Annotated in this window: 24 protein-coding genes and 1 riboswitch; of the genes, 9 read left to right on the top strand and 15 right to left on the bottom strand. The window is 40.8% G+C overall.

Going from position 1 to position 24898, the window contains the following annotated elements; genetic code table 11:
• Nucleotides 1-374: 374 nt before the first annotated feature.
• The 3 genes from tpiA to gap all read right to left on the bottom strand — a co-directional run bounded on the left by tpiA (nt 375) and on the right by gap (nt 3831).
• Nucleotides 375-1121, bottom strand: a complete 747-nt coding sequence (tpiA, locus tag G628_RS0105810; protein WP_027208688.1) for a triose-phosphate isomerase — start codon at nt 1119-1121, stop codon at nt 375-377.
• 127 nt (nt 1122-1248) lie between these two features.
• Nucleotides 1249-2484: a phosphoglycerate kinase gene (locus G628_RS0105805; RefSeq protein WP_027208687.1), complete on the bottom strand. Its 1236-nt coding sequence runs from the start codon at nt 2482-2484 to the stop codon at nt 1249-1251.
• A 321-nt stretch (nt 2485-2805) separates the two neighbouring features.
• Nucleotides 2806-3831 (bottom strand): type I glyceraldehyde-3-phosphate dehydrogenase, encoded by a 1026-nt coding sequence (gene gap, locus G628_RS0105800; RefSeq protein WP_026654163.1) that lies wholly within the window; start codon nt 3829-3831, stop codon nt 2806-2808.
• A 359-nt stretch (nt 3832-4190) separates the two neighbouring features.
• On the opposite strand from gap, the gene G628_RS0105795 reads away from it, so the two are divergent.
• Entirely contained in the window at nt 4191-5009 is an 819-nt protein-coding gene (locus G628_RS0105795) for a histidinol-phosphatase HisJ family protein (RefSeq protein WP_027208686.1), read from the top strand.
• 163 nt (nt 5010-5172) lie between these two features.
• On the opposite strand, the gene G628_RS0105790 is transcribed toward G628_RS0105795, so the two are convergent.
• The gene (locus G628_RS0105790; protein ID WP_155833773.1) at nt 5173-5649 is read right to left on the bottom strand and encodes a hypothetical protein; all 477 of its coding nucleotides are present in this window, start codon (nt 5647-5649) and stop codon (nt 5173-5175) included.
• A gap of 161 nt (nt 5650-5810) precedes the next feature.
• Here G628_RS0105790 and G628_RS16560 point away from each other — a divergent pair, with 161 nt between their 5' ends.
• The 8 genes from G628_RS16560 (at nt 5811) to G628_RS0105750 (ending at nt 11011) form a co-directional block, all read left to right on the top strand.
• Entirely contained in the window at nt 5811-6551 is a 741-nt protein-coding gene (locus tag G628_RS16560) for a GGDEF domain-containing protein (RefSeq protein ID WP_026654160.1), read from the top strand.
• Nucleotides 6548-7540: a transglutaminase-like domain-containing protein gene (locus tag G628_RS0105780; protein ID WP_027208684.1), complete on the top strand. Its 993-nt coding sequence runs from the start codon at nt 6548-6550 to the stop codon at nt 7538-7540. Before G628_RS16560 ends, G628_RS0105780 begins: the two co-directional genes overlap by 4 nt.
• 81 nt (nt 7541-7621) lie before the next feature.
• Nucleotides 7622-8677 carry a type II secretion system F family protein gene (locus tag G628_RS0105775; RefSeq protein WP_026654158.1) on the top strand — a complete coding sequence of 352 codons (1056 nt, stop codon included), beginning with the start codon at nt 7622-7624 and terminating at the stop codon, nt 8675-8677.
• A 6-nt stretch (nt 8678-8683) separates the two neighbouring features.
• Nucleotides 8684-9025, top strand: a complete 342-nt coding sequence (locus G628_RS0105770) for a hypothetical protein (RefSeq protein WP_026654157.1) — start codon at nt 8684-8686, stop codon at nt 9023-9025.
• Between the two features lie 10 nt (nt 9026-9035).
• On the top strand, nt 9036-9530 hold the full coding sequence (locus tag G628_RS0105765) for a DUF4860 domain-containing protein (protein ID WP_026668193.1): 495 nt from the start codon (nt 9036-9038) through the stop codon (nt 9528-9530).
• Between the two features lie 3 nt (nt 9531-9533).
• Complete coding sequence (locus G628_RS0105760; RefSeq protein WP_027208683.1) at nt 9534-10064, top strand: hypothetical protein; 531 nt, start codon at nt 9534-9536, stop codon at nt 10062-10064.
• A complete protein-coding gene (locus tag G628_RS18035; protein ID WP_051199050.1) occupies nt 10061-10471 on the top strand; it encodes a hypothetical protein in 411 nt (136 codons plus the stop codon). Before G628_RS0105760 ends, G628_RS18035 begins: the two co-directional genes overlap by 4 nt.
• Before the next feature lie 177 nt (nt 10472-10648).
• Nucleotides 10649-11011 (top strand): response regulator, encoded by a 363-nt coding sequence (locus G628_RS0105750; protein WP_022764589.1) that lies wholly within the window; start codon nt 10649-10651, stop codon nt 11009-11011.
• A gap of 713 nt (nt 11012-11724) precedes the next feature.
• Here the strand turns inward: G628_RS0105750 and G628_RS18675 are convergent.
• From G628_RS18675 to G628_RS18020, 11 genes are all read right to left on the bottom strand, one after another.
• Nucleotides 11725-11883 (bottom strand): hypothetical protein, encoded by a 159-nt coding sequence (locus tag G628_RS18675; RefSeq protein ID WP_155833772.1) that lies wholly within the window; start codon nt 11881-11883, stop codon nt 11725-11727.
• A 29-nt stretch (nt 11884-11912) separates the two neighbouring features.
• A complete protein-coding gene (locus G628_RS18030) occupies nt 11913-12977 on the bottom strand; it encodes a M56 family metallopeptidase (protein WP_027208682.1) in 1065 nt (354 codons plus the stop codon).
• A gap of 18 nt (nt 12978-12995) precedes the next feature.
• Nucleotides 12996-14162, bottom strand: a complete 1167-nt coding sequence (locus tag G628_RS16545) for a M56 family metallopeptidase (protein WP_051199049.1) — start codon at nt 14160-14162, stop codon at nt 12996-12998.
• A 3-nt stretch (nt 14163-14165) separates the two neighbouring features.
• Nucleotides 14166-14528, bottom strand: coding sequence for a BlaI/MecI/CopY family transcriptional regulator (locus tag G628_RS0105730; protein ID WP_026654150.1), 363 nt, complete (start codon nt 14526-14528; stop codon nt 14166-14168).
• A gap of 150 nt (nt 14529-14678) precedes the next feature.
• Nucleotides 14679-16256 carry a M56 family metallopeptidase gene (locus G628_RS18025; protein WP_051199048.1) on the bottom strand — a complete coding sequence of 526 codons (1578 nt, stop codon included), beginning with the start codon at nt 16254-16256 and terminating at the stop codon, nt 14679-14681.
• A 133-nt stretch (nt 16257-16389) separates the two neighbouring features.
• The gene (gene recQ / locus G628_RS16535; RefSeq protein WP_034500670.1) at nt 16390-18273 is read right to left on the bottom strand and encodes a DNA helicase RecQ; all 1884 of its coding nucleotides are present in this window, start codon (nt 18271-18273) and stop codon (nt 16390-16392) included.
• Between the two features lie 81 nt (nt 18274-18354).
• A complete protein-coding gene (locus G628_RS16530) occupies nt 18355-19311 on the bottom strand; it encodes a hypothetical protein (protein WP_051199047.1) in 957 nt (318 codons plus the stop codon).
• 11 nt (nt 19312-19322) lie between these two features.
• The gene (locus G628_RS0105710; RefSeq protein ID WP_026654149.1) at nt 19323-19592 is read right to left on the bottom strand and encodes a helix-turn-helix domain-containing protein; all 270 of its coding nucleotides are present in this window, start codon (nt 19590-19592) and stop codon (nt 19323-19325) included.
• A gap of 119 nt (nt 19593-19711) precedes the next feature.
• Nucleotides 19712-21652: an ABC transporter ATP-binding protein gene (locus G628_RS0105705; protein WP_026654148.1), complete on the bottom strand. Its 1941-nt coding sequence runs from the start codon at nt 21650-21652 to the stop codon at nt 19712-19714.
• A gap of 12 nt (nt 21653-21664) precedes the next feature.
• Nucleotides 21665-23410, bottom strand: coding sequence for an ABC transporter ATP-binding protein (locus tag G628_RS0105700; protein ID WP_027208681.1), 1746 nt, complete (start codon nt 23408-23410; stop codon nt 21665-21667).
• 176 nt (nt 23411-23586) lie between these two features.
• The gene (locus tag G628_RS18020; protein WP_081670576.1) at nt 23587-24402 is read right to left on the bottom strand and encodes a VanW family protein; all 816 of its coding nucleotides are present in this window, start codon (nt 24400-24402) and stop codon (nt 23587-23589) included.
• A 76-nt stretch (nt 24403-24478) separates the two neighbouring features.
• Nucleotides 24479-24552, bottom strand: a riboswitch (cyclic di-GMP riboswitch).
• Nucleotides 24553-24898 lie beyond the last annotated feature (346 nt).

The raw sequence follows: 24898 nt of genomic DNA, 5'->3' as shown, positions 1-24898 counted from the left end.
CTTGCTACGTTGACTAAATCTTTGCTTTTACCCTCTCTTAGGCACTTTTCCCTGTAATCTTCCGCTGAATCTAAGGCAATTTTTCTTGACGCGTTGACTAAATTATTATGTTTCTTCTCCCTTAGTCACTTTTCCCTGTAATCTTCTGCTCAATCCAAGGCAATTTTTCTTGACGCGTTGACTAAAGCATTGCTTTCCCTATCTCTTAGTCAATTTTCCTGAAATTTGAAGAAATTTCTTTAAAGTAAAAAGCGACGCAAAAGATGAAATCATCTTTTGCGTCGCCTATAAATTTTACAATAATGGCAGTTTATTCCGTAAAATTGGATGTTCTGCTCTCGCACCAAAGGTGCTCGCCGGAACAAAGTAGTACATTATGCATTAACAATCTTTCCGAAGTCAGCCTTAAGGCTTGCTCCGCCGATAAGTCCGCCGTCAATGTTGGGCTTTGAAAGAAGCTCTGCAGCATTTCCTGCATTCATAGATCCGCCGTACTGGATGCGAACCTCATCAGCTGTAGCCTGATCGTAAAGCTTAGCAATAAGCTCACGGATAAGCTTACATACTTCCTCAGCCTGATCTGCTGTAGCTGTCTCGCCTGTTCCGATTGCCCAGATAGGCTCGTAAGCGATAACAAGCTTCTTAACCTGATCAGCTGTTACGCCATCAAGATCCCATGTGATCTGTCTCTCGATCCACTCTTTGTAAGTATCAGCCTTACGAAGTGCAAGAGACTCACCGCAGCAAAGGATAGGTGTAAGACCTGAAGCAAATGCTTTCTTTACTTTCTGGTTGATAAGGATATCGTTCTCTCCGAAGATATCTCTTCTCTCTGAATGTCCGATGATGATGTACTCTACACCGGCATCCTTGAGCATAGGAGCTGAAATTTCTCCTGTGAATGCTCCGCTGTCTACAATGTAGAAGTTCTCTGCACCTACGTGTACGTTTGTGCCCTTAACAGCGTTAACTACGGGTACGATATCGATTGCAGGTACGCAATAAACTACGTCTACAGCATCATTCTTTACAAGATCCTTGAGCTCTTCGCAAAGAGCTACAGCCTCGCTGGGAGTCTTGTTCATCTTCCAGTTTCCGGCGATTATTCTTCTACGTGCCATGTTTTCCACCTCTATATTTTTGTAATATTTACTTCTTGATTTTCACAAGGAAGTTCTGCTCTCGCACCTATCGGTGCTCGCCAGAACTAAGTTCGAACTACCGACTCGAAAAAACCTCGTCGGAGTCTCACTTATCATCAGCTGCTACTACACCGGGAAGCGCCTTACCCTCAAGGAACTCAAGAGAAGCTCCACCACCTGTTGAGATGTGGCTCATCTTGTCAGCAAATCCAAGCTGGTTAACAGCTGCTGCACTATCACCACCACCGATGATTGTTGTAGCTGTTGTCTCTGCAAGAGCCTTAGCTACTGCCTTTGTTCCTTCAGCAAGAACAGGGTTCTCGAATACACCCATAGGTCCGTTCCAAACAACTGTCTTAGCTGACTTAACAGCATCAGCGAAGAGGTCACGTGTCTTAAGACCGATATCAAGACCTTCCTTATCAGCAGGAATCTGATTTGAAGGAACGATTTCTGTCTCGATGCTGGGGTTATCGATAGGATCAGGGAATCCTGCTGAAACTACAGTATCGATGGGAAGAAGAAGCTGCTTGCCGTTAGCCTTAGCCTTCTCAAGCATTTCCTTACAATAATCAAGCTTTGTATCGTCTACAAGAGACTTACCAACCTCATAGCCCTGAGCCTTGAGGAATGTGAATGCCATACCACCACCGATGATAAGTGTATCGCACTTCTCGATGAGGTTATTGATAACGTTGAGCTTATCAGCAACCTTAGCACCACCAAGGATAGCTACGAAAGGTCTTACAGGGTTCTCAACTGCATTTCCAAGGAAATCGATTTCCTTCTGCATGAGGTATCCAACTGCGTTGTTTCCGCCCTTCTCTGTGATGAACTTTGTAACGCCTGCTACAGAAGCGTGTGCTCTGTGAGCTGATCCGAAAGCATCGCATACATAGTCATCAGCAAGCTCTGCGAGCTCTTTTGCAAAAGCATCTCCTGCTTCTTCGGGCTTTGTCTCTTCCTTGCCTCTGAAACGAGTATTCTGAAGAAGGATAACGTCTCCCTCGTTCATAGCTTCTACTGCTGCTGTTGCATCAGCGCCAGTTACGTTGTAATCAGAAATGAACTTAACCTCTTTGCCGAGCTTCTCTGAAAGTCTCTTTGCAACAGGTGCAAGTGACTCACCCTCGTTGGGGCCGTTCTTTACTTTTCCAAGGTGTGAGCAAAGAATAACCTTGCCGCCATCCTTTATAAGCTTGTTGATTGTAGGAAGAGCTGCTACTACTCTTGTCTCGTCTGTGATCTCACCGTTCTTAAGAGGAACGTTGAAGTCACAACGAACGAGTACGCGTCTGCCCTTTACGTTAATATCGTCTACTGATTTCTTATTAAGACTCATTTTTGTTCTCCTTTGTAATAAAAATTGATGATAAAGAGTCGCTTGCGACTCTTTCGCGCACGAGCGGATTGCGTAAGCAATAATTTCATTTCCGCGAGTTGCGCATCCATAGCGGAGCGTTTTTATTGAATAGGGAATTTCAAAGAAATTTCCTATTCAATAAAATAGAGGGCCTGGTCCAAACGGACCGGACCCTCTTAATGGTTTCTATTAGGTTCTACTTGCTCCCTGCGAGTTTTCACAAGGAGGTTCGACTCTCGCACCGAAGGTGCTCGATCGAACTAAGTAGTACACTAGACTCGACAAAACCTCGTCAAGTGATTACTTAACGAACTTCTCGAAGTACTTGATTGTACGAACCATCTGTGATGTGTATGAGTTCTCGTTGTCATACCATGAAACAACCTGAACTTCATAGAGATCATCACCGATCTTGTTAACCATTGTCTGTGTTGCATCGAAGAGTGAACCATATGTCATTCCAACGATATCAGATGAAACGATTTCATCCTCGTTGTATCCGAATGTCTCAGGATCAGAAGCCTTCTTCATAGCCTCGTTGATAGCTTCCTTAGTTACCTCTGTGCTTGACTTAACAACTGCGAAAAGAAGAGTTGTTGAACCTGTAGGAACAGGAACTCTCTGAGCAGCTCCGATGAGCTTTCCGTTAAGTTCAGGGATAACAAGGCCGATAGCCTTTGCAGCACCTGTTGAGTTAGGAACGATGTTAACAGCGCCTGCACGTGCTCTTCTAAGGTCACCCTTTCTCTGAGGTCCGTCAAGGATCATCTGATCACCTGTGTAAGCATGGATTGTTGCCATGATACCAGACTGGATAGGTGCGAAATCGTTAAGAGCCTTAGCCATAGGTGCAAGGCAGTTTGTTGTACATGATGCAGCTGAGATGATGTTGTCATCTGCTGTAAGTGTCTCGTGGTTAACATTGTATACGATAGTAGGAAGATCATTTCCTGCAGGAGCAGAAATAACTACCTTCTTAGCACCGGCATCGATATGAGCCTGTGCCTTAGCCTTTGATGTGTAGAAACCTGTACACTCAAGAACAACGTCTACACCAATCTTGCCCCAAGGAAGGTTCTTAGCATCTGCCTCTTTGTAGATTGTGATTTCCTTGCCATTAACTGTGATTGAATTCTCGCTGTAAGAAACCTTATCAGCATACTTGTACTTGCCCTGTGATGAATCATACTTAAGAAGATGAGCAAGCATCTTAGGATCTGTAAGATCGTTGATTGCTACGATCTCTGTTCCTTCATGCTCAAACATCTGTCTGAAAGCAAGACGTCCGATACGACCAAAACCATTGATTGCTACTTTAACTGCCATTTTAAGTTCCTCCTAAAATGAATATAATATTTAATTGCTGCTTAATATCACACTTATTGATAATTTTTTATCAGCAACTCTAATTCTAATAAAAAATGTAGCATAAATCAAGTAAGAATATTATGATATAGGTGTCAAAAAGTCAAAAATGCGTACATGCTTGCATGTTAAGCTTTTTGACCTTTTGACCCTAACAATCATGAGGAATTAGCGATTTGCTTTGCAAATCCGCGGTTTCCGAATGATTGTAGAATTGCGAGAATGACGTCAGTCATGGAGCAATTCGTATATCATAATATTGTTGTTTCAATAACCAAAATGCATACATTCATCATTTAATAAATCACGGAGAACCCCATATGATCTTACCGGCAGACTACCATTTACACACTCACAATTCGGGCGACAGCGAAGCACCCATGGAAGACATGATCAAAAGTGCCATAAACAAAGGCCTTGAAGAAATCTGTTTTACCGACCACATGGACATGGACTATCCGATAACCGAAGACACCCCGAAAGATTATTTTTTATTGGACACTCCTCCTTACAAAAAAGAGCTATATAAGTATAAGGAGATGTACAAAGACAAGATTTCTATAAAATTCGGTGTTGAAGTAGGCATGCAGGATCATATAGCCAAAGAAAACACAGCCTATGTCCGCTCGGAATCTTTTGACTTCGTCATCGCATCCATGCATCTTATTGACGGGCAAGATCCCTACTACCCTGAATTCTGGGAAGGCCTTGATGTAAAAGAAGTTTTCAGGCACTACTTTGAACTTACGCTTGAAAACTTAAAACTCTTTGATGACTACTGCGTCCTCGGGCACCTCGACTATCTCGCCCGCTACGCTCCCGAAGGCAACAATCCATATTCATATGAAGCTTATTCAGATATCATCGACGCCATTTTGATTCATCTTATAAAGAACGACAAAGGCCTCGACTTTAACACCAGCCGTCTTTTCAGATCGGGCGGCCCCACGAATCCAAGTCCCGATGTCTTAAAAAGGTTCAAGGAACTTGGCGGAAAGATAATCACTTTCGGCTCCGATGCTCATAATCCCGAAGGCGTTGCCGGCGCATTTGAGAAGGCAAGTATCATTGCAAAAAAATGCGGCTTCGACGAATACTGTACTTTCGAAAGGCTTAAACCTACATTCCATAAATTATAAAAGAACTTCTTGCACCGCCTGCAGCTTTGTAGCACTGCGTGGGCGGTGCTTTTTCACGCCGAATACAACTGCTTTCCAAATTTCCCCCAATTATACTAAAAAAATCTTGCAAAGCATTCATAGTAGTTTATAAAGTCATTGTTATATCTGTGAAGAGCCCTGTCTAAATACTTAATAAGTGAAAAAGAGACAGGGGTAAACCAAGCAGATTCTCTGTCCAAATATGTACTAAGCCGAAAAGCGACAGGGTAAAACCAAGCGTATTCTCTGTCCAAATATTCAATAAGCCGAAAAGCGACAGGGTAAAACCAAGCGTATTCTCTGTCCAAATATGTACTAAGCCGAAAAGCGACAGGGTAAAGCCAAGCAGATTCTCTGTCCAAATATTCAATAAGCTGAAAAGAGACAGGGTAAAGCCAAGCAGATTCTCTGTCCAAATATTCAATAAGCCGAAAAAAGACAGGGTAAAACCAAGCAGATTCTCTGTCCAAATATTCAATAAGCCGAAAAGAGACAGAGTAAAACCAAGCAGATTCTCTGTCCAAATATGCACTAAGCTGAAAAGAGACAGGGTAAAACCAAGCAGATTCTCTGTCCAAATATACAATAAGCTTATAGCAAGTGCTTCTGCCTGCCACAAGTGATGTGGAAGTTTTTGTTTATAAGATGAACGAAATATAGTAAAATATACATGATATTGATGTATCGTTTAGAAAGAATGGATATTTTCTCTGTATCGCCAGTGAAGATTACCGATTCCTTTCTTTTCTCGATGCACCCGCGCGAAGCTTTGGAGGCTATATGAGGGAAGAATTCTACACCAGAGGTAAACAAACTAACGTATATAATTTCATATTCATGTACAAGTCTGTTACTCTTTGCTGTTTATGCGTTGTTACTGCGATTCTGGCATTTTATTGTCGAACAGACCTCTTAAAAATGACGTTTTCCAAGGACAAAACTTCGCAAAGGCTCTTGCTATCTGTCTTAATCTTTGTTTTAATGGTATTTATTTCCGTTATAATAGACTTTTATATATTAAAAAAGACTACAAATATCGGCTACAGACTAAACAGACTTGCCTACCTCGACAGGCTCACGGGACTTCCCAACAGATTCAGTTGCGACCTTCTGTTTGAAAGTTTCAATGGTTCGGAACGACTCCCCGGGGTCGGCTTTGTTGTTATGAAAATAAATAATCTTCCGACCGTAAATCAGACAACAAGTCATGATAACGGCAACAACCTAATTACCGAGTTTTGTTTTATTCTTGAGGATGTCGGCGAAAAATATGGTTATGTCGGAAGAAACGGCGGAAATGAATTTATTATTCTGATTGAAAATTGTTCGGACACCGACTGCGATATGTTCCTTTCAGATCTCACAAAAAGAATCCGCGGCTACAACGAGATGGCTGTCGGAACACCTCTTGAGATAGCATACGCATGCGTACTCAACTCTAACGAAAAGAGATCCGTAATGTCCGAACTAATCTCTTTTGCCTATAAGAAACTTAAGGATGCACCACAAATACTCTCATGAAAATTATGATTGAAAAAAGCTTTTTTAAAAATCGTATATTCTCTTTAATCTGTCTTTTCACCTGCTCGGTTTTATTTCTCACATCATGCGGCTCCAAACACGGCGTAACGCTCCTTGACAGAGCCGGCCACAAAAAAGATGCGCAGATTGATGAGACCGTAAGGGGAAGTCGCGACAACACGCCTCTTTGCCTTGTCCCTACAGCTCCCGGAACCGATACATTTGAGAACGAATATGCCCGTATCGACTATTCAAACATGTCTGAGGGCTATATTTTCGTGACTTATAAAGGAAGTTCTCCCAAAGTTAAGCTTCAAATCACAGGCCCGGACACGGTTACCTATACTTACGACATCTCAAGCAATTCAAAAGACGGCGAGGTCTTCCCTCTTCAGGCAGGAAACGGGCAGTACATGATAAATGTATATGAGAACATCACAGAGACTAAGTATTCAATGGTGTTCACGTTCCCGATAGATGTAACTCTTTCAAACGGATATAAGCCTTTCCTGTATCCAAACCAGTTCATCAACTTCGCCCCCGACTCTCTGGCTGTCAGAAAAGGTGCGGCACTTGCTTATCCTTGCAATTCCGACATCGAGGTCGTTGCAGAAGTTTATAACTTTATGATAGAAAATATCACTTACGACTATGAAGAAGCTGAAACCGTGCAAAGCGGCTATCTTCCAGATCTTGACGAGATTCTTATAACCCAGAAAGGAATCTGTCTCGACTACGCTTCGCTTATGGCTGCGATGCTTCGAAGCCAGAACATCCCGACAAAGATGGAAGTCGGCTACGCGGGAACCGCTTATCACGCATGGCTCAGCACTTATATAAAAGATGTAGGCTGGGTAAACGGAATGATCGAATTTGACGGAAAAGACTGGTCACTTCTCGATCCCACTTTTGCATCAAATACGGAAGAGAGAAAGCTCGAAAACTTTATCGGAGACGGATCCAATTACTCTGTTAAATACGTTTATTGATACAGGAAAGCGCTGATTAGACCAGTGTTTTCTTAGGTGAAATCTTTCACCCGTACCATATTATTTTTCTTCGGAGGCACCATGAAAAAAACAGACAAACAAAAAAGTCTCAGCAGTTATGAGATTGCAAGCTTTTGCAGGCAGATGGCTCTTCTTATAAAAGCAGGCATCGCTCCCGCAGACGGAATCGATATTCTGACAGAGGATTCCAAAGACAATTCGGCAAAAAAGATTCTTGGAAGTATCAGCCAGACTTTGCGAAGCGGCGAAAAATTCCACATAGCTCTTGCCATGAGCAATGTTTTTCCCGATTACGTGGTACATATGGTAACGATCGGTGAAACTTCAGGAAACATGGACGTAGTTATGGATTCACTTGCCGATTACTACGAAAGGGAAGACTCCATTCAGGAGAGCGTAAAAAATGCGATCAGCTACCCTCTCATCATGATCTTTATGATGATGGTCATCGTAACTGTCCTTGTTGCCAAAGTTCTCCCGATATTTGAGCAGGTATTTGCACAGCTCGGCACCGGAATGAGTGGTTTCTCACAGTCGCTTTTGAATCTGGGAAATCTTTTGAACAAATACTCTTTTGCCCTTGTAATACTGCTTGTGATAATAGCCATGCTGTTCCTCTACTTCTCTCTTACTCCGAGCGGAAAAAGGAACTTCAAAAAGTTCATGATCAAATTCGCGCCCACAAGAAGACTTATGCAGGAACTTGAAAGCGAGCGTTTCGCAAGCGGAATGGTGCTCACTCTTTCAAGCGGTATCGATACTTTCGAAGCTCTTTTACTTGTAAAAAAACTTGTTGAGAGCAAGGAGATGAAGGATAAGATCGAGGAATGCAGAAATTTCCTTATTGACGGCGACAGCTTCCCCGAAGCACTTGAAAAAGCTTCGATATTCTCTTCTTTTTATGCTCAGATGATATTGGTAGGCTTTAAATCAGGATCGATGGACAAGGCCATGAAACAGGTCGCAGAGAGATACGAAAGAGACACTGGAAGAAGAATCTACTCTCTCATCTCAGTTTTGGAACCGACGCTCGTAATAATCCTTTCAGTTATCGTAGGAATGATTCTAATGTCAGTAATTCTTCCTCTGATGGGAATTATGACAAATATTGGATAAAGTATTATGACAAACAGATTTGAAGCTAAAAACGGCATATTTTCACATATTTCGGATACTTTTTACAGATGGTCTTCGCTTGTGATACTCATCGCAATATGTATCCTTTTTTACATTGCGATCGACGCATCGGGAAGAAACACGATCGAGAAGCAGCAAACTTCACTTGAAAATGCGATCAACAGAGACATTGTTCAGTGTTATTCGATTGAAGGCAGGTATCCCCCCAGTCTTTCATACATCGAAGAACACTACGGTCTTGTTTACGACGAATCTACTTTTTTTGTCGACTACCAGCCAATCGCATCGAACATGTACCCGGATGTAACAGTTATCAAAGTACGATAGAGGAACTATTATGGATTTTGAAGGAACAAGAAGTCACATCATAGACATGGTCTTCGTTATATGTCTGATGTTTCTTTTTATCTTTTCCGCACTCAGCGTTATAACCATAGGTGCGAATATATATCAGAAGAATGTCACTGCTGTTGATGACAATTACCACAAGCGCACTGCCTGTGCGTACATAACGGAAAAGGTCAGACAGTCCGACGTAAAGGGCGGAATTTTTATAAAAAAAATATTCGATCAGAATGCTCTTGTTCTGCAGAACGAGGAAGACGGCATTCTTTACAACACCTACATATATGACTACGAAGGCAATCTCATGGAGCTCTTTGCCATGGATGAACTCAAAGACCTTTATCCCCAGACAGGACAAAAGATACTTGAACTGACCAAGTTTGATATCGAATATGTAGGAGATGATACCCTTTCCGTCTACGTTATTTTAAAAGATGGAACGGAAGAATCATTTCTTGTCAAAACAAAAAGTGTCAGTGAGGAATAAACGATGCCTGAAAATAATTCGAGAACAAGCTTGTTCCTGATGGAACTTATAATAGCGGTATTTTTCTTTTCCCTCGCCGCAGCGGTTTCTATAAGACTCTTCGTCGGCGCGCACAAACTTACGGAAAAATCCACCGCACTCAGCAATGCAACAATCTGGTCCCAGAACCTTGCGGAAGCTTTTTACGAAAGCAACGGCGACGTTTCAAAGATTGCAGAACTATACCCCTACGCATACGTCACTGAAGACGCCGTAATTCTCTTTTTCGACAAAGAATGGAATGTATTACAGGAAGCTCACTCAGACGCCTCATATGAGGCCCTGCTGGTGGCTGAAAAGGCAGATGCTTCTTCAGTTTACTCCGATGTCAAAGACTACGGATCCACATATTCCGGAAAAGTGATTAAAGGTAACGTGGCAATACTTAATGTTAAGGAAACCGATGAAGTAATTTCTTCGATTCCAAACGACCAAGATCTCATAATAGTTAGTTATTCGGTTGACACACCGCTCAGCCAAAAGGAGTCCAAGTGAAAAAGAAAGGTAAACACGGCATAAATATCGGAACAGCCTCTATTCTTCTGGTTTTTTCCGTTTTGTGTCTTATCTCATTTGCAACGCTTACGCTCGTAAATGCGAAAGCGGATTACAACTTAAGTAAAAATCTGTCCGACAGACAACTTGCGTACTACGAAGCATGTCATAAAGGCAATGCTTTTGTCACCGCTGTAAATTCGGGCTATCGCAAAGGAATATCAGGTGATATAATGAAGGAAAGCATACCATTAACCGACAAACAATCGCTTGAAATTGCGATAATTGCTAATAGTGCAAAAAAATCCTTCAATTCAAACAATACTTGTAGTATAATTCAGTGGCAGGTCGTTAATCACGATGATACAGAGTATGACTACTCTCTGCCGGTAATGAAATCAAGGTAACAGATAAGTTTAGCCGGTTAGGAAACGAAATTTTATCAAATTTTTATTTTTTAAATAACGTTTTAACTCGCTTTATCATAATCATGTGTTACAATATATTATGTACCGAATTACTTAATTTTGAAAAAAATTGCTTAAATTTTTTTAGCAACTAAAAATACTTTTTGGAGGTTCAATATGGGAAAAAGAATACTCATTACTGATGACGCCGCTTTCATGCGTATGATGCTTAAGGATATCCTTTCCAAGAATGGATATGAAATTGCGGGTGAAGCTGAGAACGGCAAAGTCGCAATCGAGAAATATAATGAGTTGAAACCCGACCTTGTTACTCTGGATATCACAATGCCTGAGCTTGATGGAATTGGCGCACTTAAGGGAATTAAGGCTGCAGATCCTAACGCTGTATGTATCATGTGTTCCGCAATGGGTCAGCAGGCGATGGTTATCGAATCAATTCAGGCGGGTGCTAAGGACTTCATCGTTAAGCCTTTCCAGGCAGACCGTGTTCTTGAAGCCGTTAAAAAAGCTATCGGATAATATTTACATAATGTCAAAGCGTAAAATCAAAGGGGCTGTCGCACTAATTAGTGTGACAGCCTTTCCTTACGCCCAGCCCTAAGGTATCCGTTTGAAAATGCTTGTTTTCGTCTGCGGTGTGATTTTCTAAGATTCATAAATGAAGAGAGCTCTCCTCTCAGCGTTGTTCGAAACAGTCGAGCTCTCTTCATTTCTTCATCTTGAAAATCATCATCCTCGTCCGAGAACTGCACATTTTTTTGCGCTCATTCTCCTATTCTTTCCTGACATATATGACCTTAAAAAGCAATTCCTGCTTCTAGAGTCATATCTTTTGCTTTAATTCTTCTCTATTTTCCCTGATATGTATGACCCTAGAAGTCATTTTTTGCTCCTAGGGTCATATCTTACGCTATTATTCTTCTCTTTTTTCCCTGATGTATATGACCCTAGAAGTCATTTCTTGCTCCTAGGGTCATATCTTGTACTCTTATTCTTCTCTTTTTCCTCTGATTTATATGACCCTAGAAGGCATTTTTTGCTCCTAGGGTCATATCTTACGCTATTATTCTTCTCTTTTTTCCCTGATGTATATGACCCTAGAAGTCATTTCTTGCTCCTAGGGTCATATCTTGTACTCTTATTCTCCTCTTTTTCCTCAGATATGCATGGTCCAAAAAGGCAAAATTTACTCTCAGGGTCATGTACTCAGTTTTAGTCACATATATTCTCAATTATTTGCTTCCCATACTTGCAAGGACATCGTTTCTCATATCGTAATTATCACCTATGATAAAAAACACAAATAGCCAAACCAGTAAGACAATTCCCGCGAAAGCATGGTATATTCCTATACTTTTTCCAAACACCATCAATGTAATTAATGCTGACATACTGACACTCCTCTCGATCATTCAGTGTTTTAATTATTCAAGTCGTTATCTCCTCTCATCTTCAAAATCATATCCATGTAATTTGCAGAATCATCCGCAAGATATTCTTTAAGAATACTGTTATTTGATTCCCGTAGTTGCTCATCCCATCTTGCATCACTCTCAGAAGTCAAATTGCCATCCGCTATCTGTTCCCGCCTCGCCAAAACAACGTAATTATCATCAGAAGCAATCATGCCCCAATCCTCTCCGTCACTCTCAAGAACTTTAAGGGCAGCTTCAGGACTTTCGAAAATATTTTTCATATTATATTCATAAGAAGTTGTGTCCTGCTTTGGTTGCTGTTTTTCAAGAAGAATACAATCACCTGCGGCTGCAATTCCATACCACTTCCCATCTACACTCTGTTTTCCAACATTTTCCGCCTGTGCCTGAGAAGCTTTTTCATCTACTTTCGCTTCTTCTGTTCCTCTGCTGGTGGCAAAACATACTCCGATGCCGACACAAACCATAATGGATGCCACTGTAATCCAAAACGCCGGCTTTTTGTAATTTGCAACATTTTTTATCCTACTCTTCACGTCTATTCCTCCAAATGCCACCGGGCACGCTGCAATCATACTTCTTGGTATGCTGTATTCCAGCAATACTCTGCAGTATTCTGCCTTCTCTATCTTTTCAATATTCCTTGCCACCTTTTCATCACATGCATATTCAATATCCCTGCAAAGAAGGATATATGCAATCCAACAAAGAGGATTGAACCAGTATACCGATAAAATCACGAATCCAAGAGGTTTCCATACATGATCGCATCTGCTCAGATGCGCAAACTCATGCTTTAATATGTATCCTTTCGCATCTTCCGATAATGTAGATGGCAAATATACTCTCGGAGATATTATTCCGAGAATAAAAGAGTCTGAAATATCATCACACTCATAGACACCTGATGCAGTCTTCACTGATGCGCTCACTCTTTTTCTTGTAAGAATGTAGGTTATTACGGCATACATCAACATCACGCCCATGCCTGCAACCCAAACAATCCAGCCAATATACAGATAAAACATTACCTGTTCTATCTTCGCCAATATGCTGTCATTATCTCGTCAATTGGATTCTGAATTATTAGCATCCTTCTCCGAACCAATGTTTACATAATCACTTTTTATATAGCCTTCGCCGTCTTCGAGTCCAATCTTGTACCAGCCATCAGCATCTTCAATAATCTCAACTTCATCATCCGGAGCTAAAAAGCCGATACATTCAGCATCATCATCGGGAGCTTGGCGAACTCTGAGAACACCTTCGGAAGCTTCAATCACTCCAACCAATTTAGTTCCTTTAGGAATCGCTTCAACAGAAGCAACTGCTACTTGCTGCTCATCTACAGTTTTTGAGCCTTTATTTGTTGCAAAGCACACTCTCACTGCAACGCACACCATAATGGATGCGATTGTAATCCAAAAAGCAGGTTTCTTATAATTTACAACATTCTTTATTCTATCCTTCACGTCTATACCTCCAAATGCCACAGGGCATGCGGCTATCAATTTTCTTGGCATACTGTTTTCAAGCAGTATTCTGCAGTATTCAGCCTTTTCGTCCTTTTCAATGTTTTTAGTTACTTTTTCATCGCAGGCATACTCTATATCCTTACAAAGAAGAATATATGCAATCCAGCACAGCGGATTAAACCAATATACCGACAATATCAAAAAACCAAGCGGTTTCCATAGGTGATCGTACCTACTTAGATGAGCAAATTCATGTTTCAATATATACTCTCTTGCTCCCTCAGGCAGCGATGACGGTATATAAACCTTCGGAGATATTGTTCCAAGAATAAATGAATCCGAAATGTCATCACACTCATAAACCTTTGAATCTATCTTTACCGAAACGCTGACTCTTTTCCTTATAAGCACATATGTTGCAACAGCATAAGTCAGCATTAGTATCACACCTGTAAGCCACACAAGCGCACCTATCCGGAAAAAAATCTGCAACGAATTTACACTGCTACTTATCCCTGAATTTATTTGCGGATTGTTTTCCGTAATGATATTCGTCGGAATAGGCTTTCCCGTAGGTATCAAGCTCATTACACTTTCAAATTGCACAGGAACTGTCAGTTTTACGGCAACTATCATCCAAAGCATACACGTGATCCATTTGGGCATCTTTTTTCCAAGTGCCCTTACCATAATGATCGCAATAATAAGAACGCTTACAGTGATTGCATTATTTAATACGAACAAAAATACCTGTTCCATAAGCTATTCCCCTTTTATCTCGTCGATCATCTTCTGTATCTCTTCAACATCATCGGCCGAAAGCTTTTTACGTGAAGTAAATGCAGCAATGAATGCAGGAAGTGAACCCTCAAACGTATCCTCAATTATCTTTTCGCTTTGTGCCGCGCCAAATTCCTCTTTGGTGAGAACAGATGATACAACACCGTTTTCATTTTTGAATATGCCACGCTCACACAAGCGCTTCAACATTGTGTAAGTGGTAGACTTTTTCCACTCCAGTTTTTGCTCACAAAGCTTTACAAGCTCACCTGAAGGGATAGGCTCATTTTGCCATATAATATCTGCAAACTGTCTTTCTACAGCACCTAACCTCAGTTCTTCCATCATTACCTCCGTCACTTATCTAAATTTATGACCACTCGAATTTTTGTAATTTATAATTTACAACATTATTAATTCTTTTCTTCATGTCTATCACTCCTAATGCCACCGGACAAGCTGCAATATACAGCTTTCTTGCCCTTCATAATGTTTTTAGTTATTTTTATTTACCTCTGCTTTAATCTGTTCAGCAACTTCATCATTTAATTTTATAATGACTTTTTCATAAGTATCATTATCAACCTGAGGATACTTTTTATATACTTTGAGCACACTAGGCTGCATTGATGCCAAATCAATATGCTTCCACTCCTCTTTTGTAGCCTCATCAGCTATATTATCGTTTACATGCAATTCACCATTTTCATCTGTATATATATAGAACCAACTACATTCCGGAATAGGCTTATCATACTCTTTATACTTAACAGTATTAAACACATAAACAATATTTGTTCCTTCATGAGGTCTGGGCTGGTTATATATATTAAACGAATCATATTTTTCGATATGATCTGCCATTGCTTTTGTCCTAAGCTCACTATATTCACTTAAATCTTTGTGCATGCCTTTAAGTGTTTCTATATCACCGCTTGCTTGGGCTTCATAGAACTTATTGATAAAGTCGATGATTTTAGGATCTGTGGTTTCTTTCAGTTCCAGTTTCGGATCGGCTGCTGTCTCGTCTCCTTCATAAAGCCTAGTCCAGACACTTTTTTCACTCTTAGGCGTCTGTTCCTGATTTTCTGCTTGCGCCTGCGCGAGTTTTACTGTTTGCTGCTCACTTGTAGTATTTGTGTTCCTGCTTGTTGCAAAACACACACCCACCACAGCGCACACCATGATAGATGCCAATGTGATCCAAAAAGCCGGTTTCTTATAATTTACAATATTCTTTATTCTGTCTTTCACGTCTGTTCCTCCAAATGCCACCGGGCAAGCCGATATCATATTTCTTTGCATACTGTTTTCAAGTAGTACTCTGCAATATTCAGCTTTCTCGCCCTTCTCAATGTTTTTAGTTACTTTTTCATCGCATGCATACTCTATATCCCTGCAAAGAAGAATATAAGCTATCCAGCATAGCGGGTTAAACCAATATACCGATAGGATCAAGAAGCCAAGCGGTTTCCATAGGTGATCGTACCTGCTTAAATGAGCAAATTCATGCTTTAATATATACACTCTTGCTTCATCAGACAGCGATGAAGGTATATAAACTTTCGGAGATATTGTCCCAAGAATAAATGAATCTGAAATATCATCACACTCATAAACCCTTGAATCAATCTTCACCGATGCGCTGACTTTTTTCCTTATCAGCATATATGTTGTCGCAGCATAGATCAGCATTACTGCCATGCCCACAAGCCACGCAAGTGCACCTGTATGGAAAAAAATCTGCATCGGATTGATACTTACTGCCTTTTCCGGTGTAAAGCTCTGACTGATAACAGGATTCACAATCTCGTCAACACTGCTTATTCCTGAGCTTATCTGCGGTTTTGTTTCCATAGAAATGTTTGTCGGAATCGGTTTTCCTGAAGGTATCAAACTAAGTACACTTTCAAACTGTATGGGAACAACCAATTTTATCGCGACAGTCATCCATAGCATGCATGCAATCCATTTAGGCATCTTTTTCCCAAAAGCTCTGACTACGATGATCGCAATGATAAGCGCACTTACCGTAATAGCATTGTTTAAAACGCCTATGAATAATTGCTCCATCCATTCCCTCCTCTTCTTGGTCTACTAATTGTAAACCTTATAAATGTAGTCTACTATTATTAGACCATATTGTCAATATACTTCTGATACAAAAAAGGATATGAAAAGCTCAAGCCTTTCATATCCCAATAATTTATTTTTTCGTGATAAGCTCCGGAAGCTCTTTACAGCACTCAGAAATCGCTTTCAAAAATCTATCACCGTACTTCTTAAATTTATTCTCTCCGACACCGGAAACTTCCAGCATTTCTTCCTTTGTTGTCGGAACCTTGGCTGACATGTCTATTAATGTTTTATCATTAAAGACAATATACGGAGGCATATTTTCCTCGCGAGAGATTTCAAGCCTTAGCTCCCTGAGTCTTTCAAACAATTTATATCCTGAGGATGTAAGCGAGCTCTTTTCGGCTACTTTTTTGTTTACTTTGCGCGCTTTTTCAGGACGCTTGTCCTCATCTGTTATCTTAACCATAACTGAGGTAGCTGAATCTTTCAGCCTCCTGATATCTCCCATTTTCAAAACCTGATAATCTCCTACAACAAGGTATTTTTCATAAACAAGCTGATCGATGACTCTCATTAACATACTTCTGTTTATCGAATTAAGCACTCCGTACGATTTATAGTTCGTAGCCCCCACTTCTTTCAACCTTGCCGTTTTTGCTCCAAGGACAGTATCTATGATAATTCCTCTGCCATATCTTCCTTTTGCTTCATAAACGCAATTTATTATCTTTTTTGCTGCATCAGTCATATCAAGTGTTTCAAACTCACGATTGCAGTTGCCGCAATCTTCGCAAGGATTTTCGTGGTTCTCTCCAAAATATTTCAAAATATAATTACGAAGACACCCTGTTGTATAGCAATATCTTTCCATAACCTGCAATCTTTGATTATCCCGTTCCTTGATTGTTTCAAGATCTGCCGGATCAATATCTGCCACTTCTTTGTGCTCTAACAGAAATCTGTTTATAACAATATCTTGCGGTGAAAACAAAAGAATACACTTTGAATCAAGCCCATCTCTTCCTGCACGCCCCGCCTCTTGATAGTAATTTTCCATGCTCTGAGGCATATTATAGTGAATGACAAATCTGACATTCGACTTATCAATCCCCATACCAAATGCGTTGGTAGCTACAACAATACTCTTGTAATCAAAAACAAAATCATCCTGCATCTGCTTTCTTTCAGAAGCGTTCATCCCTGCGTGGTATTTTGCTGCCGCGATTCCTTTATCTGCCAATATCTCATATAAGCTGTCTACATTCTTTCTTGTGGCACAATAAATTATTCCACTTTCATTCGGATGATTAGCGATATAATCCAAAATGTACTGTTCCTTATTCTTCGGTTTGTCAACTTGAAAATAAAGATTCTCCCTGTCAAATCCACCAATCAGAACATACGGATTACCTAGTCCAAGTGTACACACAATATCTTCTCTGACAGTCTCAGTCGCTGTAGCAGTAAACGCACTAATAACAGGCCTCTTGCCCAAAAGTTTCACAAACTCAACAATTTTCATGTAGCTTGGTCTAAAATCCTGCCCCCATTGCGATATACAATGTGCTTCATCAACCGTGATCATTGAAATATTTACAGACTTTGCAAGTTCTATAAACCCTTCCGTCATAAGTCGTTCAGGCGCAACATATAAGATTTTAAATTCACCATTTCCGGTCTTTTTTACCGTTTCAAATAAATCTCTGTCAGAAAGAGAGCTATTAATATATGCAGCCGAAACTCCCGCTTCATTCAAAGAATTAACCTGATCCTGCATCAAAGAGATAAGTGGAGAAACCACTAACGTTATGCCATCCAACATCATTGCAGGTATCTGATAACATAAAGATTTTCCCGCCCCCGTAGGCATAACAGCAAAAACATCTCTTCCATCTAAGATTGCATCAACTATATCTTTCTGCCCCGGTCTGAAAGTGTCGTATCCAAACAGGACTTTCAGTACCTCTTCAGGGGTTTTATATTTTTTATTTATATTCAAATTGTCACTCATACCTTCACCATGTTATTTTTTATTATCATAGAAAAAGCCGGACAGCGCTTGTCTATCCGGCCACATAACATACTAATTAAGCTAATCTAAGATGCCATACTTTTTATAAAGCTTCATCCTCTCTTTACCTGTAGCATTTAACGCTTTGTCAAACTCTATACTACCTGGCACTAAAATCTTAAGGAGTTTTGCAAGCATATCGCCGCCTTCCGAAATTCCTTCTTCCCAGCCTTCCTCGCGGCCTATCTCTCTTTCTGCATCAACCAATTCCTTCCACGCCTTACTAACCATGACTTGCCCTCCTTTCGCATTATCTGTAGAAATTCTGGTACCGGCAAACATATTTATCATCTCGACGGTCTTTACCTTTAATTCATCGCTTCCTGACATTATTATATCATGCAGTTTCTCACTGTCATCTGAAATATGTATTATTTCCATAACCTTGCCAAGTTCTGATGAAAACTTCTTAAAATCCTCTATCTCATCAGGCGTTATTAAATTAAGCCTGTAATCATCAACATATTTGGCAATTCTCGGATCCATATCCCCAAACATATCGAAAAGCGACCTGGGAGCATCCCATTTTTTCTTATCAAAACAAATACAAAGTGTTATAACCGGAAGGATATGATCTTCTCTGGAAAAACCGGATATCCTTTCATCTCCTGATAAATCCTTATTATCTTCATGCTGCTTTCTAATGTTCTCAACCTGAGAAGCATAATTAAGTGCATCATATAAATAATCCCTTACCGGCATAGCATAATGAATATTGGTCTGCCCTTCTATTCCCAAAAGAACCATCGTTGCATATTTACTGCGCTTGATATTGCATATTTTTAAAACATCACGCATCTTCTGGCTGGTAAACACTTTATTCATCTTATCAATTGCCGCTAATTCCGCAGCATCCTGCTCTTTTAGCTCTCCAGGCTTAATTACCTCTTCCCCGTCAAAAAAATAGTAATTAAATGCATCGGCAAAAACATCATCCTGTGCAAGATATTGTTTAGTCAATATATCTTTCTTCCCCATAATTTAAAACTTCAACACTGTCTCCTCTTCTCATTTGCAACCTTATATGCAATCAGCTTAAGAACATATTCCGGCATAACACGACGTCCAAGTTCCCACTCCTGCATCGTCCTGTACGGAATTTCAAGCCACTCCGAAAATTGCTTTCTGTTCATTCCCGAGAATTCTCTGATTGCCTTAAAAGCATACGCAGTCCTGGTACGCTCTATGTCCTCATCGCTTCTGTCTGCTATCTCAATTTCGACTTCAATACCCTCTATGTTATATTTCTCAGTTCTCATAAATCCTCACAAAAAATGTAGTCACTGCGTGCATCACAAACGAATTGTAATATACGCAATGACTACATGTCAAGAAAATATTTTTATACTAATATACAAAATCTCGGCCTAACTATACTTTACGCAGTCTCCGATTTCATGCCTGTATAGAGCTGGTAATATCTCTGCTTCTTGGCGATAAGTTCGTCGTGCGTACCCTGCTCTACGATGCGTCCCTGCTCAAGGACAATTATGCAATCACTGTTCTTGACGGTTGAAAGTCTGTGTGCAATTACAAAGGTCGTTCTGCCCTTCATAAGCCTGTCCATACCGTCCTGAACAATCTTCTCTGTTCTCGTATCAATCGAAGATGTAGCTTCATCAAGGATAAGTACCGGAGGATCTGCAATAGCTGCTCTTGCAATAGCAAGGAGCTGACGCTGTCCCTGTGACAGATTGGCTCCATCACCTGTAAGCATAGTGTCATAACCCTCGGGAAGCCTCTTGATAAAGCTGTGTGCATTTGCAAGTTTTGCTGCTGCGATTACTTCCTCATCAGTTGCATTAAGCTTGCCGTATCTGATGTTGTCCTTAACCGTACCCGTAAATAAATGCGTATCCTGAAGCACTATTCCGAGCGAGCGGCGAAGGTCCGCTTTTTTTATCTTATTGATATTGATGTTGTCATATCTGATCTTACCGTCCTGAATATCATAGAATCTGTTGATCAGGTTTGTTATCGTGGTTTTTCCTGCTCCCGTAGAACCTACAAAAGCAATCTTCTGTCCGGGTGTTGCATGAAGAACGATATCATGAAGAACCATCTTTTCATCCGTATAACCAAAGTCCACGCCGTTGAAAGTTACATCACCCTCCATCGGCTGGTAAGTTGTCGTATCGGTAGCCTTGTGATAGTGCTTCCAAGCCCAGTGACCCGTATGATGATCGGCCTCTTTTATCTCGCCGTTCTCCTCAATCGCATCGACAAGCATTACGTAGCCGTCATCTGTCTCAGGCTGTGCATCGAGAAGCTTAAAGATACGATCCGCACCGGCAAGAGCCATAACTATCGAATTAAGCTGCATGCTGACTTGGTTTATCGGCATACTGAAATTTCTGTTAAATGTAAGGAAGGATGCAAGCGCACCAACTGTAAAGCCTACGGCAATATTATCAGAAAGAGCTATCGCACCACCGACCATCGCACAGATAACATAACTTGTATTTCCAAGCTGTGCGTTTATAGGACCAAGAGATCCCGAAAAAGCATTAGCCTTAAATGCACTGCTGCAAAGAGCTTCATTAAGCTCATCAAACTTCACAATACTCTCAGACTCGTGATTAAATACCTTAACCACCTTCTGTCCCGTCATCATCTCTTCAATGTAACCGTTAAGCGCACCGAGGTTCTTTTGCTGCTCCACAAAGTTTTTTCCCGAAGCCTTGGTAGCCATAGCTGAGCAAAAAAGCATAACTCCGACCATAGCAAGAGTCACAAAAGTAAGCGGTATACTAAGAATAAACATTGAAACAAGCACGCTGACAATCGTAATTCCGCTGTTGATAAGCTGGGGAATACTCTGGCTTATCATCTGTCTGAGCGTGTCGATATCGTTTGTATAAATTGACATGATATCGCCGTGCGCATTTGTATCAAAATACTTGATGGGAAGGCTTTCCATATGGGTAAAAAGCTCCTCACGAAGTCTTCTGAGCGTTCCCTGATTGATATATACCATTACTCTTGACTGAACGTATGCCGACAATGCACCGAGAGCATAGAAAATCGCAACTCTTCCTATAGCACCAAGAAGCGGCCCGAAATCATTGCTTCCGCTGTCGAGCATTGGCTGTATATACGAGTCAATAAGACTTTTTGTAAAAAATGTTCCCTGAATATTTGAGGCAACCGTTATAAGTATGCACACCAAAACAGTAACCATGTGCACAGGATAATATCTAAACACATAACCCATGAGCCTTTTAAAAAGAGCTCCGGGATTTTCAATCTTAGGCTTTGGCATGCCGCGTCTGTTACCGCCGCCCGGCCCTACTTTTATCTCTTTTGCTTCTTCTGCCATAATGAATCCTCCTTAAGCCTGCTTATCAAAGTCCGCATTTGCACCACCGGTCTGCGATTCGTATACTTCTCTGTAAATAGTGTTATTCTCAAGAAGCTCTTTGTGTGTTCCAAAACCGCTGATCTGACCGTCATCCATGACGATTATCCTGTCGCATTCCTGAACGGACGCGATTCTCTGTGCAATGATAAGCTTGGTAGTTCCGGGTATTTCCTCTGCGAACGCCTTTCTGATCTTGGCATCCGTAGCGGTATCAACCGCACTTGTTGAATCGTCGAGAATAAGTATCTTGGGCTTTTTAAGAAGCGCTCTTGCAATACAAAGTCTCTGTCTCTGACCGCCTGATACATTGGCACCGCCCTGCTCTATATATGTGTCATATCCATCGGGCATTCTCTCAATAAATTCATCTGCACAAGCCATCTTGCAGGCTCTTATGCAATCCTCTTTTGTCGCGTTCTTATCGCCCCATCTGAGGTTTTCTATTATAGTTCCGGAGAAAAGAACATTCTTTTGAAGCACCACGGAAACCTGATCCCTGAGTGTCTCCATATCATAATCTCTTACGTCGATTCCACCTACCTTAACGGCACCTTCAGTTACATCATAAAGTCTGCTGATAAGGTTAACCAAAGAAGACTTGGCAGATCCTGTTCCACCGATAATTCCGATTGTTTCACCTGACTTGATATCAATATTGATGTCTTTTAAAACAGGCTCTTCCGAAGTCGTATTGTATGCAAAAATTACATGCTCAAAACTGATGCTTCCATCGGGAACTGCTGTGATCACGTTTGGCTTATTTGTGATATCGGGTGTCTCTTCCAAAACTTCTGCGATACGCTTTCCGCTTGCCTGTGCCATAGTGAGCATAACAAAGATAATTGCAAGGAACATCATACTCATAAGGATATTCATGCAATAAGCCAAAAGTCCCATGAGTTCACCTGTTGTAAGGCTTCCCGCAACGATCATGTGCGCGCCGACCCAGCTTATCAGAAGGATGCACACATAAACGGTAGCCGTCATCATAGGTCCCATCTTAATAACGTTCATCTCAGCTCTTACAAACATGTTGTAAATGTTTCCGGCAGCTTTTTTGAACTTATCATTCTCATAGTCCTCACGAACATAAGCCTTTACCACTCTGATCGCGGAAACATTCTCCTGAACACTCTCATTGAGTTCATCATATTTTTCAAAAACTTCTTTGAAATAAACAGTCGCCTTACTCATGATAATAGCCATGAACGCGGCAAGAACACCTACAGCCACGAGATAGATCGTAGCAAGCTTGGGGTTGATCATAAATGACATGATCATCGCGCCAATAACAGTCGCCGGCGCTCTCATTGCCATTCTGAGAAGCATCATATATGCATTCTGAATATTGGTGACATCGGTTGTAAGCCTTGTTACAAGGCCCGATGTAGAGAATTTGTCTATATTGGAAAAAGAAAAAGTCTGAATATTATCGAACATAGCCTTTCTGAGGTTCTTTGCAAGACCTGTGGACGCCTTCGATCCGTAATACGCTCCTCCAAGTCCCGCAGCGAGTCCAAACAGAGCGATCAAAAGCATCATAATGCCCACTCTGAAAATATACGCCATGTTCTCTCCGTATATACCGTTGTCGACAATCTTTCCCATAAGCTTTGGGATGATCATCTCCGCCGCAACTTCACCGATCATACAAAGCGGCGTCAAAACGGATACGAGCTTATATTCTTTTAGTTCTTTACCTAACGTTTTTATCATAGTCTCTCTCCTGTTGTAATCTTCAATCAAGTATTATATAACTAAAAAAAATTGTGTTCAATTGATTTTATAGTTATTTAAGATTAAAAAAGCACCTTCTTTCATCATCGGATCTGGCTTAGAACCGTCATCCAAGAAAGAGGTGCTTTCTATTTTTAATCGTAAATCAATTTTTCTTAAAGCTGAGGATCAGGAGTATTCGGTGTTCCTTCAGGCTGTGGTGCAAGAACAACCGGTGTTCCTTCAGGTTGAGGAGCAGGTGCGACAGGCATTCCTGCAGGCTGCGGTGCAAGGATATCAAGATGATATCCGGTTTCATCGTAAGCTGCCTGTATCATAACATCATGGTCAAATATATTCCTGAACCTGAAGTCTTTTCTGGTTTTGTATGCAATAGCTGCATCATCTCCCTGCTTATAGTAGTCAACAGGTTTTGAATGATTGTGTCTTTCAACAATCTTGCAACCGGCATTCATTGCTGCGTGGTAAAGAGCGCTGCTTATCTTACATACGCCTCCGCCGTAATCATATCCTCCGACAACATGTGCTATAACATATCCTTTTTCAGGTGGTGTTCCCCTTCCGATCGTGCTTGCGTATGAGAATGTCTCTCCCGGTTTTACAATATATCCGTTTATATATCCGCATGCGACTCTCGCATTTACGTTATTTGCATCCTCATTAGCGGGATACAGCATGATATCTTCATGACCGATGCTTGCCCAAGCTATATTTTCAGGCGCCGGAGCCGGAGCTTCAGCAACAGGTGCTTCGCTTACAACTTCCTCTGTAACTGCATTATCTTCAACAGGATTCACCACTTCTGCGCCAGCTTCAACTGTTTCGGTAATTCCTTCCTGATCTCCCGGAGCAAATGTTTCTTCCATATGTACAAAAACTTCTTCAGGTGATGATGAATTATCTCCATATCCGATGATTGTTGCGCACAGCACCGGCACTGCGATTGCCATAGTAATACTTTTCTTTCTCATTGCTTGCACGTAATTCCTTTTTTCTAGATTTTTCAATAAATAAAAAATAGCGGCACTGACGCGCCGCTATAAACTCAACTGCAACTGGCTGTCCTTTCGGACCCTATAGCTTTGCGTCATTAGATTTCTCTAATTTTGCCAATAATTATCTATATATAGTTCTTTTTTTATTAAAACAGAGTAATTATACCGTAAGGTCCGATTAAAGTCCATAATGAAATTTATCATTCTGCAATTTCACTTCAGCTATATTTCACTCAACGCACTTTACATAAAAAGATTAATTATACCTGTCAAAATTAAAGCATATGAAAACAAACGCTCCCAGTAAAGAAGCTATTCCCAGTAAGGCAATCTGTACTTTGGCAATATTTTTATGGTAATTCTTTAACGGAATAACTCTAAGTATAAAAGCAAATGTAGCTATTATAAGTTCCAATGCTATTATTGTTGCTATCGTTACTATATACATATCCTTTACCACATTAGCATTACT

This window comes from Butyrivibrio hungatei NK4A153, from assembly GCF_000424465.1.
Classification (GTDB): Bacteria; Bacillota; Clostridia; order Lachnospirales; family Lachnospiraceae; genus Butyrivibrio; species Butyrivibrio hungatei_A.
The sequence above is the reverse complement of the archived record's forward strand: the minus strand, read 5'-3'. Positions and strand labels throughout refer to the sequence as shown.